The 15,788-nt window shown below is 45.5% G+C and carries 17 protein-coding genes; 7 read left to right on the plus strand and 10 right to left on the minus strand.

The features are described 5' to 3' along the window. Positions 1-17: 17 nt before the first annotated feature. The 4 genes from ABD960_RS12190 to ABD960_RS12205 all read right to left on the minus strand — a co-directional run bounded on the left by ABD960_RS12190 (position 18) and on the right by ABD960_RS12205 (position 4,145). Positions 18-923 (minus strand): alpha/beta fold hydrolase, encoded by a 906-nt coding sequence (locus ABD960_RS12190; RefSeq protein ID WP_345331434.1) that lies wholly within the window; start codon positions 921-923, stop codon positions 18-20. A 716-nt stretch (positions 924-1,639) separates the two neighbouring features. Further along, on the minus strand, positions 1,640-2,626 hold the full coding sequence (locus tag ABD960_RS12195; protein ID WP_345331435.1) for a hypothetical protein: 987 nt from the start codon (positions 2,624-2,626) through the stop codon (positions 1,640-1,642). A gap of 72 nt (positions 2,627-2,698) precedes the next feature. Further along, entirely contained in the window at positions 2,699-3,592 is an 894-nt protein-coding gene (locus ABD960_RS12200; protein WP_345331436.1) for a helix-turn-helix domain-containing protein, read from the minus strand. Between the two features lie 157 nt (positions 3,593-3,749). Beyond that, the gene (locus ABD960_RS12205; protein ID WP_345331437.1) at positions 3,750-4,145 is read right to left on the minus strand and encodes a winged helix-turn-helix transcriptional regulator; all 396 of its coding nucleotides are present in this window, start codon (positions 4,143-4,145) and stop codon (positions 3,750-3,752) included. A 134-nt stretch (positions 4,146-4,279) separates the two neighbouring features. Between ABD960_RS12205 and ABD960_RS12210 the strand changes: the two genes are divergently transcribed. Together ABD960_RS12210 and ABD960_RS12215 are read left to right on the plus strand one after the other, a co-directional pair. After that, positions 4,280-5,074 (plus strand): SDR family oxidoreductase, encoded by a 795-nt coding sequence (locus tag ABD960_RS12210; RefSeq protein ID WP_345331438.1) that lies wholly within the window; start codon positions 4,280-4,282, stop codon positions 5,072-5,074. Positions 5,075-5,107: 33 nt separating this feature from the next. Next, a complete protein-coding gene (locus tag ABD960_RS12215; protein WP_345331439.1) occupies positions 5,108-5,431 on the plus strand; it encodes a nuclear transport factor 2 family protein in 324 nt (107 codons plus the stop codon). A 133-nt stretch (positions 5,432-5,564) separates the two neighbouring features. On the opposite strand, the gene ABD960_RS12220 is transcribed toward ABD960_RS12215, so the two are convergent. Together ABD960_RS12220 and ABD960_RS12225 are read right to left on the minus strand one after the other, a co-directional pair. Next, positions 5,565-6,944 (minus strand): MFS transporter, encoded by a 1,380-nt coding sequence (locus ABD960_RS12220; RefSeq protein ID WP_345331440.1) that lies wholly within the window; start codon positions 6,942-6,944, stop codon positions 5,565-5,567. Between the two features lie 82 nt (positions 6,945-7,026). Further along, entirely contained in the window at positions 7,027-7,773 is a 747-nt protein-coding gene (locus ABD960_RS12225; protein WP_345331441.1) for an SDR family NAD(P)-dependent oxidoreductase, read from the minus strand. A gap of 99 nt (positions 7,774-7,872) precedes the next feature. Between ABD960_RS12225 and ABD960_RS12230 the strand changes: the two genes are divergently transcribed. Continuing rightward, entirely contained in the window at positions 7,873-8,256 is a 384-nt protein-coding gene (locus ABD960_RS12230) for a winged helix-turn-helix transcriptional regulator (RefSeq protein WP_345331442.1), read from the plus strand. Between the two features lie 233 nt (positions 8,257-8,489). Next, positions 8,490-9,086 carry a Crp/Fnr family transcriptional regulator gene (locus ABD960_RS12235; protein ID WP_345331443.1) on the plus strand — a complete coding sequence of 199 codons (597 nt, stop codon included), beginning with the start codon at positions 8,490-8,492 and terminating at the stop codon, positions 9,084-9,086. A gap of 52 nt (positions 9,087-9,138) precedes the next feature. Here the strand turns inward: ABD960_RS12235 and ABD960_RS12240 are convergent, their stop codons facing one another. Next, a complete protein-coding gene (locus tag ABD960_RS12240) occupies positions 9,139-10,566 on the minus strand; it encodes an amidase (protein WP_345331444.1) in 1,428 nt (475 codons plus the stop codon). A gap of 311 nt (positions 10,567-10,877) precedes the next feature. Between ABD960_RS12240 and ABD960_RS12245 the strand changes: the two genes are divergently transcribed. Further along, entirely contained in the window at positions 10,878-11,609 is a 732-nt protein-coding gene (locus ABD960_RS12245; protein WP_345331445.1) for a helix-turn-helix domain-containing protein, read from the plus strand. 84 nt (positions 11,610-11,693) lie between these two features. Beyond that, positions 11,694-12,554 (plus strand): NAD-dependent epimerase/dehydratase family protein, encoded by an 861-nt coding sequence (locus tag ABD960_RS12250; protein WP_345331446.1) that lies wholly within the window; start codon positions 11,694-11,696, stop codon positions 12,552-12,554. Positions 12,555-12,701: 147 nt separating this feature from the next. Here the strand turns inward: ABD960_RS12250 and ABD960_RS12255 are convergent, their stop codons facing one another. The 3 genes from ABD960_RS12255 to ABD960_RS12265 all read right to left on the minus strand — a co-directional run bounded on the left by ABD960_RS12255 (position 12,702) and on the right by ABD960_RS12265 (position 14,914). Beyond that, on the minus strand, positions 12,702-13,421 hold the full coding sequence (locus ABD960_RS12255; RefSeq protein ID WP_345331447.1) for a hypothetical protein: 720 nt from the start codon (positions 13,419-13,421) through the stop codon (positions 12,702-12,704). Between the two features lie 211 nt (positions 13,422-13,632). Next, positions 13,633-14,373, minus strand: coding sequence for a LytR/AlgR family response regulator transcription factor (locus ABD960_RS12260; protein ID WP_345331448.1), 741 nt, complete (start codon positions 14,371-14,373; stop codon positions 13,633-13,635). Continuing rightward, positions 14,345-14,914 carry a sensor histidine kinase gene (locus ABD960_RS12265; protein WP_345332814.1) on the minus strand — a complete coding sequence of 190 codons (570 nt, stop codon included), beginning with the start codon at positions 14,912-14,914 and terminating at the stop codon, positions 14,345-14,347. Before ABD960_RS12265 ends, ABD960_RS12260 begins: the two co-directional genes overlap by 29 nt. Positions 14,915-15,295: 381 nt before the next feature. On the opposite strand from ABD960_RS12265, the gene ABD960_RS12270 reads away from it, so the two are divergent. Continuing rightward, a complete protein-coding gene (locus tag ABD960_RS12270; protein ID WP_345331449.1) occupies positions 15,296-15,772 on the plus strand; it encodes a nuclear transport factor 2 family protein in 477 nt (158 codons plus the stop codon). Positions 15,773-15,788 lie beyond the last annotated feature (16 nt).

Below are 15,788 nucleotides of genomic sequence, written 5' to 3' on the forward strand. Positions count from 1 at the left end.
CATTATTGATTGTGGTTTTAAGATCTGGCGAATTTTTCCAGTTCTGTATTGAACTTATCCATCTCTTCGATAAACAAAGCGTGACCGCTGTTCTCGAATTTTACGATGTATGAGTTCTTCAGGCCTTTGTGCAGTTGCTCAGCAAATACAAAGTCACACAGTCTATCTTTTGTGCCATGGAAGATGGCTACCGGAATCTTGATCTTGCCTAATGCCGGACGCAGATCCAGGTCGCGCAATGCCATGATCGCATGTGCAGTAGCATAAGGCGATGCATCAGCGCTGATGCTGGCCAGCCAGTTGGCGGCAGGTGCTGAAAGGCTGGTATCAGTTGCGCCGAACCCTTTGCCAAATCCTTCGATCAGTTGTTGCCTGTTGGTTTCTATGGTTTTGATCAGGTCGGCTGCTCCCTCATCGGTAATGCCGTAAGGATAATCTGCGCGTTGTTTCCATGACGGTGCTGCAGCACCGAATAGTGCAAGCTTACTGATGTGCGCGCCGTTATACTTTGCTGCATAGTGGGTCACCACTGCGCCACCCATCGAGAACCCGCCCAGCACTGCATTTTCAATTTTTAATTTTTCGAGTACAACTTTAATGTCGTCAGAGAAAACATCAAAATCATATTTGCCGTAAGGCCGGTCTGATTTGCCGAAACCTCTCAGGGAGATACCTATTACTCTAAAGCCTTTGTGCACCAGGTACTGATATTGATACTCATACATCGCATCGTTAAGAGGCCAGCCGTGGATGAGCACGATCGGTTGCCCATTACCCAGATCGGTGATATGTAGCTTTACGCCTTTTTCTACTTCAATATACTCGGCACGTCCGGCTGAGGCGGGTGTTCTTTTTACCTGGGCATTAACGCTTTGAAAAGTTAGTGCAATTAAAAGGGCGATGGTGGAGATAAGTGTTTTCATTGTTTTTAGTTTTTGATGTATGTAATGTTTTTATTGCTATCGGTTAACATTACAAAGGTGGGCAGAACTGCCCGACCTGGGAATGGATATATAGCTGAGTGTCTTGCAGATTTTTCCCAATAGCCACTTCGATCAAATTTTTCCAAGCCACTTTATTGACCAGGAGCCTTCGTGCGCAAGGTTATAAAGGCTGCTTTAAAGATCCAGAAGAGATATATTCCGGATTCGGCACGGATGGACACTTAACTTTGCTGCAACTTTGCAACGCATTAAGTATAGTATGGACTATTAAAAACCTGTAAGGTTGAAGACGAGCATATCGATGTACAGGGGATCATGTACAGCCTGTATTATCCGTTCAATATGGAGTGGCGCGGACATGCTTATATACTGAAGTACTGAGTTTTGACTTTGAAACGGAGGCCCGAAATAATGTATACGTGGTACTGTCAGGTCACCAAATCAACTTTTTAAGATAGCTAAAAAAGATGATGAGTTCAGCGTTACCTGTTCCGTATTCAGAGATAAAAATGGGTTACCTAAGCTTCACTTTGAGCAATAATACATCCCTCAACAAAAAATCATGGCTAAAGCTGTATATCATGTACCTGTGTGCCTGCTACAGGCAGTAGACCACATTTACCAGGATCGCTGCTTGCTAAACCGAATGACGTTACTGTACTTGAAGAGTTAAAATCACCGCTTGGGACAGTGATCTAACCTTTATCGTAAAAGTGTTGAATTAGCCTCAGCCGTTTCTGAACGGTTCCGGACCTCATGGGCTCAAAATCCTGTAATACTTTCCCTTCTTTTTCTATTTGGATACGGAAGGGTTGTTTGAAAATTTTGGTTAAGTGATACAGGGTAACAAGTTCAGCCAGGTCCTCGTGCCAGCTGGCCGTGCTGTATAAAGATACAAATGGTGTACGGATGAGTTCGCCGTAAACCTGCGTGGCTTCAGCAGGCAGATAACGACGCCCGCCCGGCCGGAATATGCTTTTCACCACCAGAGAGTCCCTAAATGGCCAGCTATGAGAATTAATGTTACGCCAAACACCTTTTGAAAAATCCCTGGCGAAAGCGGTCATGTGCGGCTTGCCGGCTATCGTGTCCGCCGAAATAAGATGGACCGAACCATCTACTACATGGGTACCCTCATGTATCAATACATAGGTCAAAGCACTCAACAGACCGGCCTGCACAGAGATAGATAATGACGGGTCTGCGACGAAGCTTTTGCGCTCCTTTTCAGTTACCCACTCAGATACGGTTTGGTGAAGAATGCCGGCCCGGAAAGTGATATGGTACAGGTTTACATTCTCCTTATCAGCGACGGGTGATGTCAGCGCGGTATTGGGCATGTTGTCCAAAAAGCTGATACTTTTCAAATGTCGCTTTAGTATTCGCTGATGCAAAGGCGGGAGCGCCGCAAAAGCTGAAGCGACAATACTTGCTTCTTCTTTGGTCAGCTGATGCTCCGTAGGTGACATTCCTGCTTCCCGAAACATTTTGATCACATCATCAGGCGTTTTTTCAACACGTTGAGTTAAGGGCTTGCCCGAATTAAGGCCGTACTTTTTTTGAACTGCCTCTAAAATGTCTGTTTTGTTATCCTCGCTTTTATCCTGGCCAAGGCTTATCGAAGCTTTAAAAATATATAGGATACAGATGCAGCCTGTTAAGACTATGCGGATATTTTTCATATGGATCGACTATGGTCATTTATATTATACATTGCAGTAAGCAACTGTAAAGTAAGCATACAAACGACTATTTTATAATTCTTTAAGTTTAACGGTATTGGTCTCCTCAGCATTGCGCTGCCCAAGATATTTAGCTTTAAATGCAGATGGTGAGTCACCGGTCTTAATAAAAAACAGCCGGCTGAAATAAGCCGGGTCATCGTATCCCAGTTCATAGGCGATCTCCTTAGCCGTCATAGCCGTATGGACTAAAAGTCGCTTAGCTTCCAAAATGATGCGATTTTTGATCACTTCATTTGGCGGAGGAAGATTCATCCTTTTGAATTTGTGTGTAAGTGTCTTAGGTGCAACGAGCATCAGATCAGCATAATCTGCTACGGTATGTTTTTGTTTGTAATGGGCTTCTACCAGTTGAGTAAAGTGTCGGAATGCATCCGGGTCATTATTTTGGTCGGTAAGTGCTCCGCCAAGATGCTGTTGTTTCCATAACCGCGTTGACTTAATGAGCAACTGTTTCAGATACGTGCGAAGCATTTCTTCATGGGAGGATTCCTTCAGCAAAAACTCACTCTCCAACTGGGTAAATAAATACTTAATGAACATGGCCTCCTGATCAGGAACTGCAGTCATTGGCATATTGTTGATGTTATTGAATAACAGGCCATCACAAGCTACTTCTTCATCGTGTATCTGGATACAATAAAAGTCCCGGTTATAAAATATAAAATACCCGGACTCGCTGCACATATTCTGAATACTTAGCACCTGGTTCGGGCTTATGAAAAACAAAGCGGGGCCATCCGTTTGGTAAACATGAAAGTCTACTTTTATTTTACAACCCTTGGGTAAGTACATTGCCTTGATATAAGCTTTATAAGCGTCAGAATTGATCAGTTCAAGACTCTCGTTGTTTACATGCAAAAGGCCAATGGTTTTCAAGCTGGCATCAAATATATTTTTTGTCATTGTGTTGGACTGGTTAAGGCATACCTGATAAGCATCATGGTACGTCAATGATACAATAGTTCCCGAAAATTTATGGATTTGCTCAAAGGTGAAAGATGTTGGTACTGATTAGAAGGCAGTGACAGTAGTCTCCCTGTCTTTTATCAGAATGCACCTGTCAGCTTAATATCTCATCGACTTCCGGTTCGCTTACTGATAGTGCATTTTGTTTTAAAATAACCCTGCGTAGTCGCTCCTGATGTTCGTCGCCCCAAAGGCCGATGGATCCAATCAAGGGGATCAACGTTTTGCCGAATTCTGTAAGACCATATTCTACTTTGGGAGGCATTACCGGATAGATGGTTCTGGTCACCAGTTCATGATCTTCCAACTCTTTCAACTGTACATTAAGCACCCGGCGTGTTGCGTCGGGTATCTTCCGCTGCAATTCACTGGGCCGTAAGTGGCCTTGATGAATAAACCACAGGATGCGGATCTTCCATTTGCCATACAGCACCTCACCTATCAGGTCAAGGCCGCAATTAAGAGACGGGGCGATCTTTTTAACGTACATAAGTACAAATATACAACAGCCTTTATTGGTGTGCAATACGGACAAATTTATCCGTATTTGATTCGTAACCCCGTAATTGTTTGATACTCGTGTACTGTTGAGATTTGCACAATCAAACAATAACAATTAAAATCATGACACAAGAAATCAATTACAGTAATGAATTATCCGGAAAGATCGCCTTGGTAACAGGTGGTACTAAAGGCGCCGGAAAGGCTATTGCAGATAGACTATTACAGGCTGGTGCAACGGTCATTATAACTGCGAGGAACACTCCGGAACAAGAGAACAGCAGCCTGCATTTTATCCCTTCGGATCTGAGCAAGGCAGAAGATACGCAAAAAGTGATCAGCGAAGTGCTGTCAAAATATGGCAGGCTGGATATCCTGATTAATAACCTTGGTGCTTCATCCACACCTGCCGGTGGTTTTGCTGCATTGAATGATGAGGATTGGTTATCAACCCTGCAAGCTAATTTACTGGCTCCTGTCAGGCTTGACAGGGGATTTTTACCGCAAATGATCGAGCAGAAAAGCGGTGTTATAATTCATATCGCTTCCATTCAGGGTATATTGCCGCTTTACGATTCTACCTTGCCGTATGCAGCTTCAAAAGCAGCACTGATCAATTATAGTAAAAGTTTATCAAAAGAAGTTACACCAAAAGGAGTCCGCGTGCTGACGGTTTCGCCGGGATGGATCAATACCGCAGCATCGGTAGCCTTTTTGGGCGAAATTGCAAGAAATGCAAATAGCACGGTAGAAGAAGCGCAGCAAGGTGTGATGGATGCATTGGGTGGCATACCTTACGGCAGGCCCGCCGAGCCGGAGGAAGTAGCCGAGCTGGTTGGCTTCCTGGTATCACCGAGGGCCAATTACTTAACAGGAACAAATTTCGTTATTGACGGGGGGACAGTACCAACCATTTAAAAATTCAAATAAATATTTAATCAAATAAAGATCATGGAATTACCGCAATTAGTAGCGCAATTTGTAGAAACACAGAACACTTACGACAGCGAAGCGTACAAAGAGTGTTTTACCGAGACCGCCATCGTTCATGACGAAGGCAAGGTCCATACTGGTAAAGAAGAGATACGGGCATGGATCGAAGATGCTAATGATAGATATAAATCTGTCATGAAACCGCTTCAATACGATGAGTCGGGCTCGAACGGTGTATTAACCGCCGAGGTTTCAGGTACATTTCCCGGAAGCCCGATCGTACTAAAATTTCATTTAGGCCTAAAGAATGATCTCATCGATTCTTTGAAGGTGACCGGGTAATTATCGGTCTACTGCAATACCAAGTCCCGCGATTAGGAAACCGCCAAAAAAACATGGCGGTTTCCTGAGTAGACAAGCTTACCAACGGTGATTTTAATTTGAAATATGGATTCTGACCCTATGTTTTTCTGCACTAACGTTTCCAACATAGCATCGCTGCCGCTGCTAAAGAAAATCCGATGACTGAAATGGCTATGCCAAAACTAAATTGAATTTCCGACGCGTTTGCGCCGTCCTGTGCGAGCGTAAAAAAGAGCCCACCGATCAACGCAACGAAGACGGCAGCGCTTATTTGAAAAGTGGCACTTACCAGACCTGCCGCCAAACCTGAGAAGCGTGGATCAACCTGGTCAACGTTCAAGCGCACTAGCGCCGGGATGGCAATTCCTTGTCCAAGCCCTATAATAAAAAGCGGCAGAAAAAGATATGACGTAATTCCATTTAGGGAAAGTCCAACAGTGAAAATGAGTCCGGTAATCTCAAGGATCATTCCGAATGCTGCCGTTCGGGAACCAAGCCGGCTAACTATTGCGGGACTGCACCATGGACCAAGAAAAAAACCGATTCCCAGCGGTAAAATGGCCAAACCTGTCGCCAGCGTGTCGTGCCCCAGAGCATCCTGCTCATACACTGCAAAGATCAAGAAAAAAGAAGCCAGGGCATAAAAAAAGAAGGCTGCAGCCAGATTCCGTCTTAATCCGCTCTTCATGAATAAAGATGGGTACACCAACGGCGAGGCATCTCTGGATTCCTTCTTTTTTTCATAATACCAAAATGCCAATAGCAAAGGGACACTTATGATCAGCAAGATCAAGCACCACCATGGCCAGTGATTTTCACGACCCCCTATAAGCGGAAGCACGAATGCCAGCAGTCCGGCAGCGAGTAATATGGCACCCGGAACGTCCAGTACATCGGACTTTTCAGCACGATTTTCTTTTAGGAAGATTAAGGCGGCCGGTATGGCAAGAACAACTACCGGCAAGTTGATGAGAAACACACTTCGCCAGCCCAGGCCGAATAGGTCAGCCGATACCAGCACACCTCCCAACAACTGTCCGGCCACGGATGCCAGTCCAAAAGTTGCGCCATAAAAGCTCAATGCCCGGTTCTTTTCTTTTGGAGGAAAAAGGGCATGTATGGATGCCAGCGATTGCGGACCCATGATGGCTGCCGCCACGCCTTGTAACAACCTGCCGGCTACTAATATGGCCGGCGATGGTGCAAAGCCGCATAAAGCAGATGTAACGCCGAAACCGAGCATGCCGAAAATGAACACCCGCTTTCTTCCATATATATCCCCTAACCGGCCACCCAGTATTAATGTGACGGCATACGCAGCAGCGTAGACCGATACCACCAACTGGGAATCCCCGGTGGATGCATGGAGGTCTGTCCGAATAGTTGGCAGCGCTACATTAACGATAAAAAAATCAAGCGGCGGTAATAATGTGCCGGTCAACAATACCGCCAGCGCCATCCACCGGCGAGGGTCAACAGTATCTGTTTCCATATAAGTGTATGATTGAAAAAAAGGCGGCCCTTGAGCAAGGCTGCCTTCATTTTAAAAAAATGATCGCAGACGACCGATTTCGTCAGGCGTTAAAACCACTGTCTGCGGTAATGAATGATCCGGTAATATATTTACTCTCCTCACCAGCCAGGAAGGCCACTAATGCACCAATATTTTCGGCAGTTCCATATTCAGGCATTGCCATTCTAGAGCGCAAAAAGTCTGAAAACTCCGTATTATCAGGATTCATATCGGTAGTTGTCGGCCCAGGCTGAACAAGGGTTACAGAAATCCCCTTAGGTCCAAGGTCGCGTGCTAATGCCCGGGTAAAGCCTTGTAATGCAGATTTGCTCATGGTATATAATAGGGTCTGCGGCATGATGGCGGTATCGCCCATATTACTACCAATAGTGATGATGCGGCTACCTTGCTTGAGATACTTAATAGCTTCCAATGCCGCTACATAGACAGCTTTGACATTGATATCCATCATTTCGTCATAATCGCTTACGCTCAGTTCGCTGACATCTTTGGCGAAAAATATGCCGGCGTTGCTGACCAGGATATCCAATCCGCCGAATTCGTTTACGGTTGCTTTTACAGCTCCGGTTACCGCCTCCGGTTGGCGGCTGTCGGCTTTTATAGCCAAAGCGCGACCACCTGACGCCTGGATGTCGGCAACTATTGCACTGGCTTTTTCAGCAGAACTATCGCTGGTGTAAGTGAATGCCACACTGGCTCCTTCAGATGCTAATCGTTGTACTATGGCAGCTCCTATACCGCGGCTTCCCCCGGTAACTAATGCTACTTTGTTCGCTAATTTTTTCATGATGATGTTTGTTTTTATAAAATAATGGACAAACGTACAAGCAACCTTTTATATTTGTAAGTAAAGCATAAATTGTTAGGTACTAACAAAAAAGTAAGTATGAGAAAAGAAACTTCAACAAACTCCATAAATGAAAGACGGATAACCGACAGTTGTGGGATGGCTAATACACTGCGCATCATTGGCGGTCGCTGGAAGCCAGCTATTTTATGTCGTTTAATGCACGGAACAATGCGTTATAACGAACTAAAGAAGTCAATCGAAGGGATATCTGAACGTATGCTGGTCGCGCAACTGCGTGAATTGGAACAAGATGGCATTATTGCGAGGGTAGTTTACCCTGAAGTGCCGCCAAGGGTGGAATACCATACAACTGATTTAGGAAAAACGATGCATGATGTGATCAACGCTATGGCTGACTGGGGACACATGTATAGGACCGTAACTGAGCAAAAGCTTGCTGTTCAGGAAGCGCTACTCTAATTATTTAATAAATACGGCAGCCTTTATTACTCATCAGACATAGTGCACCAATACAGCCACCTACAGAAAAAGTCTAATCTTAACTACTTGTTATGCAGTACTTACGTTGTATTGATCCAAAGCCGGTCAGGCGCATGCCGATCAGTTTCATTGCCTGAATTGTTCGCTTCGATAAGTATATCTAAGTTCATTAATCATTTCCGGGACTCAAGCTATTGTTTATTTTTGAGCGTATGTTCGAGGTCTTCGAAAAATATCTGCGCGGGTTTGCTGAGGTCTCCAACGAGGAAATGGCCCGGATCGAACAGGCTGCACAAATAAAAAAGATCCGCAAATGGCAATCAGTTTTGCACGATGGCGAAGTTTGGAGATCCATGTGCTTTATTGCTGACGGCTGTTGCAGGCTCTATCGTTACGATAAGAATGGCACCGACCATACTGTCCGTTTTGGTGTTGAGCACTGGTGGATGACTGACCCTGAAAGTTATAACAACGGCACACCCTCCGATTATAATATTGAAGCATTATCAGCCAGCACGCTGATCATCTGGAATAAAGATGACTGGGAGAAGCTAATGAACGATATCCCGGCGTTTAAACTATTTTTTGACCGTTTGAATGCAAAAGCGTTCGAAATGAGTCAACGACGCATCTTTTCGCTGATCAGCAGCCCCGCTGAAGAACGATACCTGGAGTATCAAAAAACATATCCAAAAGTTTTCAATAAAGTCCCTTTACACATGGTAGCGTCTTATCTGGGTATCTCCAGGGAAACGCTCAGCCGGGTTCGGAAAGATTTCGTAAAGCGAAATAAAAACCCTTCGGTTTGATCCGAAGGGTCTATGGGATCTTATAACGCACAATGTTATGCAATTAAAAAATTTAGAAATTCGGATGCAGATCACGCACCGTACTGACGCTTTCCAACAATGAGGCAATATGCAGGATGGTAGGTTCTGCTAACCAGTTTCCCACGATCTGTACATTGATGGGTAAGCCCTCTTTACTCGTTCCGAACCGCATCGAGATACCCGGCAAACCAGTCACGTTCAACGGCACGGTTGCGCCTTGTAAATAGGTTGCATCAACCGTTTGGCCGTCAATCACAAATTCAGATTCACCATGTTTGTGGGCCGGTATTGGCAATACGTGCGTTATTAGAGCATCGTAATGCTGGAAGTATGCAGCATACCCATCCCGGATGCGTTCTGCCGCTTGTTCAGCATCGATATAGTCATCCATGGAGGTATCCGGTAATGAAAGCATTGTTTTAGCCATCTTGTAAATTTCGCTATCACTACGGCCGGCAGTAGCCTGGCGGAACGCTGGTTTCATTTCCATCACATGCAAGCGATTGAAAACGTCAAGCGCAAAGTCTTTTTCCAAAGCAGGTATTCCGACAGCCTCGACCGTAAGCCCAAGATCCTGTAAATCTTTGGCCGCCGCTTTAACCGTAGCTGCAACTTCTGCATCAACAGGCCCGAAACCAGGCCCAACCATCCAGCCAATGCGCAATGGCCGATATGGATACTGAGCAATGCCGCTGTTAAAGTTTGCGGTACTGGAAGAATAGGCATCGAAACCATCCGGTCTTGCTAATTGTGAAAAGGCCAATGCGAGGTCCCGAATACTTCTCGCCATAGGACCCACATGCCAGAAACGGCGGGGCGCTCTTGGCCAAATGCCGGTCATCGGGATACGGCCATGGGTTGCTTTGAGCGAAACGATACCCGTTTGTGCGGCCGGGCCGCGAACCGAGATCGCCAAGTCTGTGCCCAATCCTAAAGGCGACATCCCTGCCGCTATAGCAGCAGACTCACCACCACTGGAGCCGCCCGGTGTACGTGAAAGATCCCAGGGATTATTTGATCTGCCCGACAGCAGGTTATCACTTTCTATCCAATAAGAAAACTCTGGTAAGTTCGTCTTTGCCAATAAAATACCACCTGCTTTTTTCATACGTGACACGCTGGTGGCGTCTTGTTGCGGAATACGGCCTTTGAAGATCGGTGAACCCCTTTGGGTTAAAGTCTCAGCCGTGTCGATGGAGTCTTTAACGGTAAAAGGCACACCATGCAGGGGGCCTAATTCATCGCCGCGCAATACCGCTGCTTCGGCCTTTTTTGCTTCATCCATCGCAGTATCTGCGATGGCGACGATGGCATTGATTTCAGGATCGATGGCTGCGATCCGATCAAGGTGTGCTTTCACTACCTCCACCGGCGATATCTCTTTCTTGCGGATCAGCTCGGCCATGGAGCTTGCATCCTGATAGAATAAAGGTGCATTGTTGCCTGTGCTCGTTTTCATCTATTCAATGATTATTGTTAAATAATGTGCACCTTCTCATGAAGTGCGTGACACAAAATTGCAAGCAACGGCACATCTGAAACGAAGTAGTTTGACGCAATTTGAGCGTGACATTTATCACGCTTTCTGATGTACTCAAAATGCGAGTGGGAAAAGATTGATTTTAGTAACTTTGGTAAATGTCAAAACCCGAAAACGCGGAAATTCCAGGACTGGATCTTGCCGACCTGAGACTAAAAGGTTTTAAGGTTCATGCCATTCCTGCCTCAACAGAGGTACCGGTCAGAGCCGGACGGCGTGACTTCTACAAAATGGGTTTGATCGATGGGGACATGACCATCGATTTTGGTGGCCGGCTACTCGACATCAAAGGGACGGTTCTTTTTTTTGTTAATCCACGTGTACCGCATGCTCTTGTCCGGCGTATCAACCGCACGAGTGGTTATGCCTGCATCTTTACCGAAACCTTCCTTAATAGCCGAGAGCTACACGATTCACCGCTTTTCAGAACAGGCGGTGATCCGGTTGTGCCCCTGAACGTGGAACAAGCAAGCTTTATGAACGGTCTGTTTAATAAAATGCTGGCTGTTTACGAAAGCGACTACCTTTACAAAGGCGATCTGATCAGAAGCAGCATCTCGCTAATCATTCACGAGGCGTTGCGTATCCAGCCTGCACAGGCAACCCTAACGTTCAGGAATGGCGCAAGCCGGATTGCGCATTTATTCACCGACCTGCTCGAAAGACAGTTCCCTATAGAACGGAGCAACGAGCCATTAAGGTTACGCAGCCCGAAAGATTACGCCAGCAATCTTACGGTACACGTCAATTACCTTAACAGGTCGGTCAGAGAAACGACCGGCAGGTCTACCACCGCACATATAGCGGCGAGAATCATTGCCGAAGCTAAAGCGCTATTACAGCATAGCGATTGGAGTGTGGCAGAGATCGCCTACGCGCTTGGTTTTGATTATCCAGCCTACTTTAACAATTATTTCAAGCGGCTCACCGGCAGCACGCCGAACAGTTTCCGTAAGGTTTGAAATTCATAATTATTGGATTGATACTGATTGGTCAACCAGGCTTTTTTGCATGCAACTTTGCCTTGTAACAATAAATCATTCAAAATGAAAATTTTAGTAACGGGAGCAACAGGGAAAGTAGGCAGTCGTTTGGTGCCGCGCCTTTTAGCCAAAGGCTATGACGTATCTATACTGGTAAGGGACAGATCGAAAGCAACAGAATTGATCGGACTTGGTGCAAAAGCCATTACCGGTGATCTGTATGAACCATCGACCTTGCCACCTGCGGTAGCGGGGATGGATGCGGTGATCCACCTCGCCGCACTGTTCCGTACCTTTACAGATAACGAAGGTATTATAAAGACCAATCGTGAAGGTAGTATCGCGTTGGCGCAGGCCGCGCAGGAAGCGGGTGTCAAACGTTTTGTATTTACCAGCACCTCCAATGTGTATGGTTCAGGTTATCGTCGGCCAGCAAGAGAAGATGAACAAGTAGACATCAATGACCCGCGTGCTTACGCTTCCAGCAAGATAGCCGCAGAAAGGGAGTTGATCAGTATGCACCAAAACCAGAGTTTTGACGTTCGTGTGCTGCGGCTTGGCTTCGTTTACGGTGACAACGACCCGCACATCGCAGAGATCATTCCTTACATTGGCAAGCTCAAGATGCATTCAGGCTCACGCATGCACATGGTACATCATCTCGATGTTGCACAGGCGCTGATCCTACTGCTGAACACCGAAGGCCTGGACGGAGAGATATTTAACGTGGCCGACGATGCCCCGATAACGTTATATGAGCTGGCTCATTCTATCGGCCAGATGGAAGGAACTTTTGGTATTGATGAGGGCCCGCTTGACGATCCGTTCCAGGGCGTGCAGGATATTTCCAAACTGCGCAATAGAACAGGTTTCCGTCCTTTAGTGCCAAGCTACTTCGTAGCCCGGGATCTTGATATTTTGTAGTAACAACCTTCGGAATTTACCAATGGTCGGATCGCTGGGCTTAAAGCAAACTGAGCCCTTCCGATATAAGCCAGCTAACCCGATGTCCATATGGCGGCATCGGGTCAGTACTGGCGCAAATATTATTCGTACGAAGAAGTATTTTTTCTAACGAGCATTGGAATAATTGGAATAAACGGTTTCTACCTGTGTAGTAACCGCTCTACCCAAAAATTTCGCTTCCATGTTAAGGGCATCTTTCAGTGGTAGATATCGCTTGCTTATCTTATCAAATGAATAGTTCGTTGTGATCTGAAATCTATCTGCGGTCAGCGCACCGATCTTGACCGGCTTTTCATTGATGATCTGTTGTTGCTGGAGTTCTTTGGTCTTTAAGTCGATCGTCAAAGACGCCCTGCAATCTTTTAAAAATCCTGCATCTTTCGGGATTGAAGCTGCATCCAATTTGTAGCTGATCACCAAATTGTCCGCGGTTTCGCTTTCGATCTTGAAACTCGTTTCTACTGCTTTGTCAACGGTCGGTTTTTTCCTGGCATTGCGGAAAGTATTGCTTTCATACAAGGAGGGTGTTTTACCGTCAACAGAAACAACTTTCCATTGCTCGCGGCCCGATGCAGCAGGGTTGAAATTAGCGATAAGCACCTTCGTTTTACCAGCGGTAGTGGTCGACTCTTTAAGTTCAAAAGTACGATCTGTAGGTAACCTTAAATTCATCGGGTCCAACATTGACTGATCCAGACCATACTTCTTAAAAGCGTTGACAACGACATCTTTTTGCGCAGATGCATCAAGTGTACTTATGGCCATCAAAGTAATCGCCAATATTGTTTTTAGGTTAGTTTTCCCGTATCTTATTAATGTGTTCATATAGTTAATCGTCTTTTTAATTTTAATAAATTTTATAGTGGTATGTCATCGGGCAATTGATCGATGCTTCGGTCACGGCCGGGCATAGCGTAGTCACTGGATGCTGTTCCACCGTAGGTTCCCGTATCAAAGATGTTTTGTAATGATCGCAGTGCAGATTAAGCGAGCCGCAGGGCATTCTTAAACGTGATAGTTCAATATCTCCACTAAATTAATTGAAACTGTTATCCGGCGGCGGCAGCGATAGCATTTTGGTATTAATAAAGTCAAAGAAAGCCTTTTTGTAAGCATCACCGATCGTAATGGGTTGCTCTTCGTTCAAAATTCTGACCATGTTGCCCTCAACTGCTGTCAGGTGGCTGAGCGAAATGATATAGGATTTATGCACTCTTACGAACCCTCTTGCCGAAAGACTTTCTGAAAGCTCTTTCAGCTTTAGATAAGTAATGATCTTTTTTTGATCGTCCATATGGATGATCGCGTAATTACTCAGACCTTCAATATAAGTAATCCTGCGTGCGTCGATCTTAAGTAGTTTTCCCTTTTGTTCGGTTTTGACAAACACATAATGATCCTGATCTGTTGCCGGTCGAAGACTGCTGTGGATTGTCCAGAGCCTGTTCACGGCCTTCAAAAATCGAAGGAACTGAACGGGTTTCAGCAAGTAATCGACAACCTGGTGTTCAAAACCCTCGATAGCATATTCCTTGTATGCAGTGGTCATAATGATATGGCTGTCCTTACTGATAAGCTTAAGCATTTCGATCCCGGTAAGCTGAGGCATCTGCACGTCCAAAAAAACAAGGCCGGGTTTCAGATCCGTGATCATGGCCAATCCTTTGACAGGATTTGTCGCCGTACCCACCACGAGCAGAAAATGCACCTGGCTGATATGTTGAAGAAGCAGATCTATTGCGTGCTGCTCATCGTCTATAATAACGCAATCGATCATACTCGAATTTTATATGTAAAGTTACACTAAAAGTTAAGCCGGTGTCTGCTATCACAAAGCTACAGCCTTCACCGTAAGTCAGCTTCAGCTGTTGTCTGATGTTTTGCAGGCCGACGCCGTTAGACAGTTCCTTGATCCCTTTGCCTTTCTTGTTCCCGATCTCAAAAGTGAGTCCGTTGACAGCGGTGTTTACCCTGATCTGTAAGGGATGTTCAGGATCATGCAGATAGCCGTGCTTGAATGCGTTCTCTACCAGCGTGATCAGCACCAACGGAAGAATGCTTATTGACTGGTCATCTATCTGCTCTTCGTACCTGATGTTCAAATGATGGTCGTGACGGCGCTGATTGATTTCCACCACATTCTTCAGGTGCTCAAGTTCATCCATGATATTCACTTTACCATCAAGGCTTTCACTGCTGCCCAGGGCATAGCGCATGATATTAGCCAGCATCAGGACCGAATCGGCGGTCTCCCTGTCCGTTTTGATCACCTTACCGTAAATAAAGCTTAACGAATTAAACAAAAAATGCGGGTTGATCTAGGCTGCGAAAAGTCCCATAACCAGGAATGTGATAAGAAAAATTGTTGTTGCCTTCATTTTACCGTAGGGTGTGTTTGCGTTTTTGATACCTATAACAAACGGCATTATGGAGCGTCAGGCATTTTTACGCCTTTTGGATAAAAACCGTAATATAACTGCATTAGCGGAAGTGCAACTTTTTGCTTGAAGAGTATTATAAAAGGATTGATGTAAATTCAAAACTTGAAATCACGGAAGAAGAAGGAGAAATATGCATTATGCGATTTTCTGGCAAATGCAACTCGGCATCACAGAATTTGGCAATGCAATACCGCAATATGGCAAAATGAAAATGTGCTATGATACAGACCTTTGGATAATAAACAAATCTTAGATATCATGGCTAAAGAGAATAACAACAACGAACTGACGCTAAAAATCTATAAAGCATTCGCAAACAATGATCTGGCGCAATGGGATGGTGTGATACACCCGGATGTGAAACTAAACAGCCCGGCCGGTCGCGGCTTAGCAGGAATAGAAACGCTTAAATCATTTGCCGGAGCATTTCACGCTGCTTTCCGTCCGACAGTCGACCTGATCGATCATTATGTGGCCGGTGACAGAGGCCTAGTAACGGTCAACCTGCACTGGAAACATGATGGTGAAGAATTTTACGGTATCAAGCCAAGCGGTCAGGGCGGTACTTCAGTAGAAACTTTCCTGCTGCGTATCGAGAACGGTTTGGTGACGCATTGGGATACCGCTGACAACTCACTTGATCTGGCCAACTACCTTTTCAGCGAAGGTTATGATCTGCCGAAAGAAGTAAAACCACCGGCGCTGATCGAGGGACCGAACATCCACGGCAGATAAGTTTAGGAAATGTAAA

This window comes from Mucilaginibacter defluvii, from assembly GCF_039543225.1.
Taxonomy (GTDB): Bacteria; Bacteroidota; Bacteroidia; order Sphingobacteriales; family Sphingobacteriaceae; genus Mucilaginibacter; species Mucilaginibacter defluvii.

Coding starts and splice junctions, on each gene's coding strand:
- ABD960_RS12230 (WP_345331442.1), top strand. CDS start 7,873: ATGAGAAAAGAAACTTCAACAAACTCCATAAATGAAAGACGGATAACC.
- ABD960_RS12190 (WP_345331434.1), bottom strand. CDS start 923: ATGAAAACACTTATCTCCACCATCGCCCTTTTAATTGCACTAACTTTT.
- ABD960_RS12255 (WP_345331447.1), bottom strand. CDS start 13,421: ATGAACACATTAATAAGATACGGGAAAACTAACCTAAAAACAATATTG.
- ABD960_RS12225 (WP_345331441.1), bottom strand. CDS start 7,773: ATGAAAAAATTAGCGAACAAAGTAGCATTAGTTACCGGGGGAAGCCGC.
- ABD960_RS12250 (WP_345331446.1), top strand. CDS start 11,694: ATGAAAATTTTAGTAACGGGAGCAACAGGGAAAGTAGGCAGTCGTTTG.
- ABD960_RS12240 (WP_345331444.1), bottom strand. CDS start 10,566: ATGAAAACGAGCACAGGCAACAATGCACCTTTATTCTATCAGGATGCA.
- ABD960_RS12220 (WP_345331440.1), bottom strand. CDS start 6,944: ATGGAAACAGATACTGTTGACCCTCGCCGGTGGATGGCGCTGGCGGTA.
- ABD960_RS12270 (WP_345331449.1), top strand. CDS start 15,296: ATGGCTAAAGAGAATAACAACAACGAACTGACGCTAAAAATCTATAAA.
- ABD960_RS12200 (WP_345331436.1), bottom strand. CDS start 3,592: ATGACAAAAAATATATTTGATGCCAGCTTGAAAACCATTGGCCTTTTG.
- ABD960_RS12195 (WP_345331435.1), bottom strand. CDS start 2,626: ATGAAAAATATCCGCATAGTCTTAACAGGCTGCATCTGTATCCTATAT.
- ABD960_RS12205 (WP_345331437.1), bottom strand. CDS start 4,145: ATGTACGTTAAAAAGATCGCCCCGTCTCTTAATTGCGGCCTTGACCTG.
- ABD960_RS12210 (WP_345331438.1), top strand. CDS start 4,280: ATGACACAAGAAATCAATTACAGTAATGAATTATCCGGAAAGATCGCC.
- ABD960_RS12245 (WP_345331445.1), top strand. CDS start 10,878: ATGGGTTTGATCGATGGGGACATGACCATCGATTTTGGTGGCCGGCTA.
- ABD960_RS12215 (WP_345331439.1), top strand. CDS start 5,108: ATGGAATTACCGCAATTAGTAGCGCAATTTGTAGAAACACAGAACACT.
- ABD960_RS12260 (WP_345331448.1), bottom strand. CDS start 14,373: ATGATCGATTGCGTTATTATAGACGATGAGCAGCACGCAATAGATCTG.
- ABD960_RS12235 (WP_345331443.1), top strand. CDS start 8,490: ATGTTCGAGGTCTTCGAAAAATATCTGCGCGGGTTTGCTGAGGTCTCC.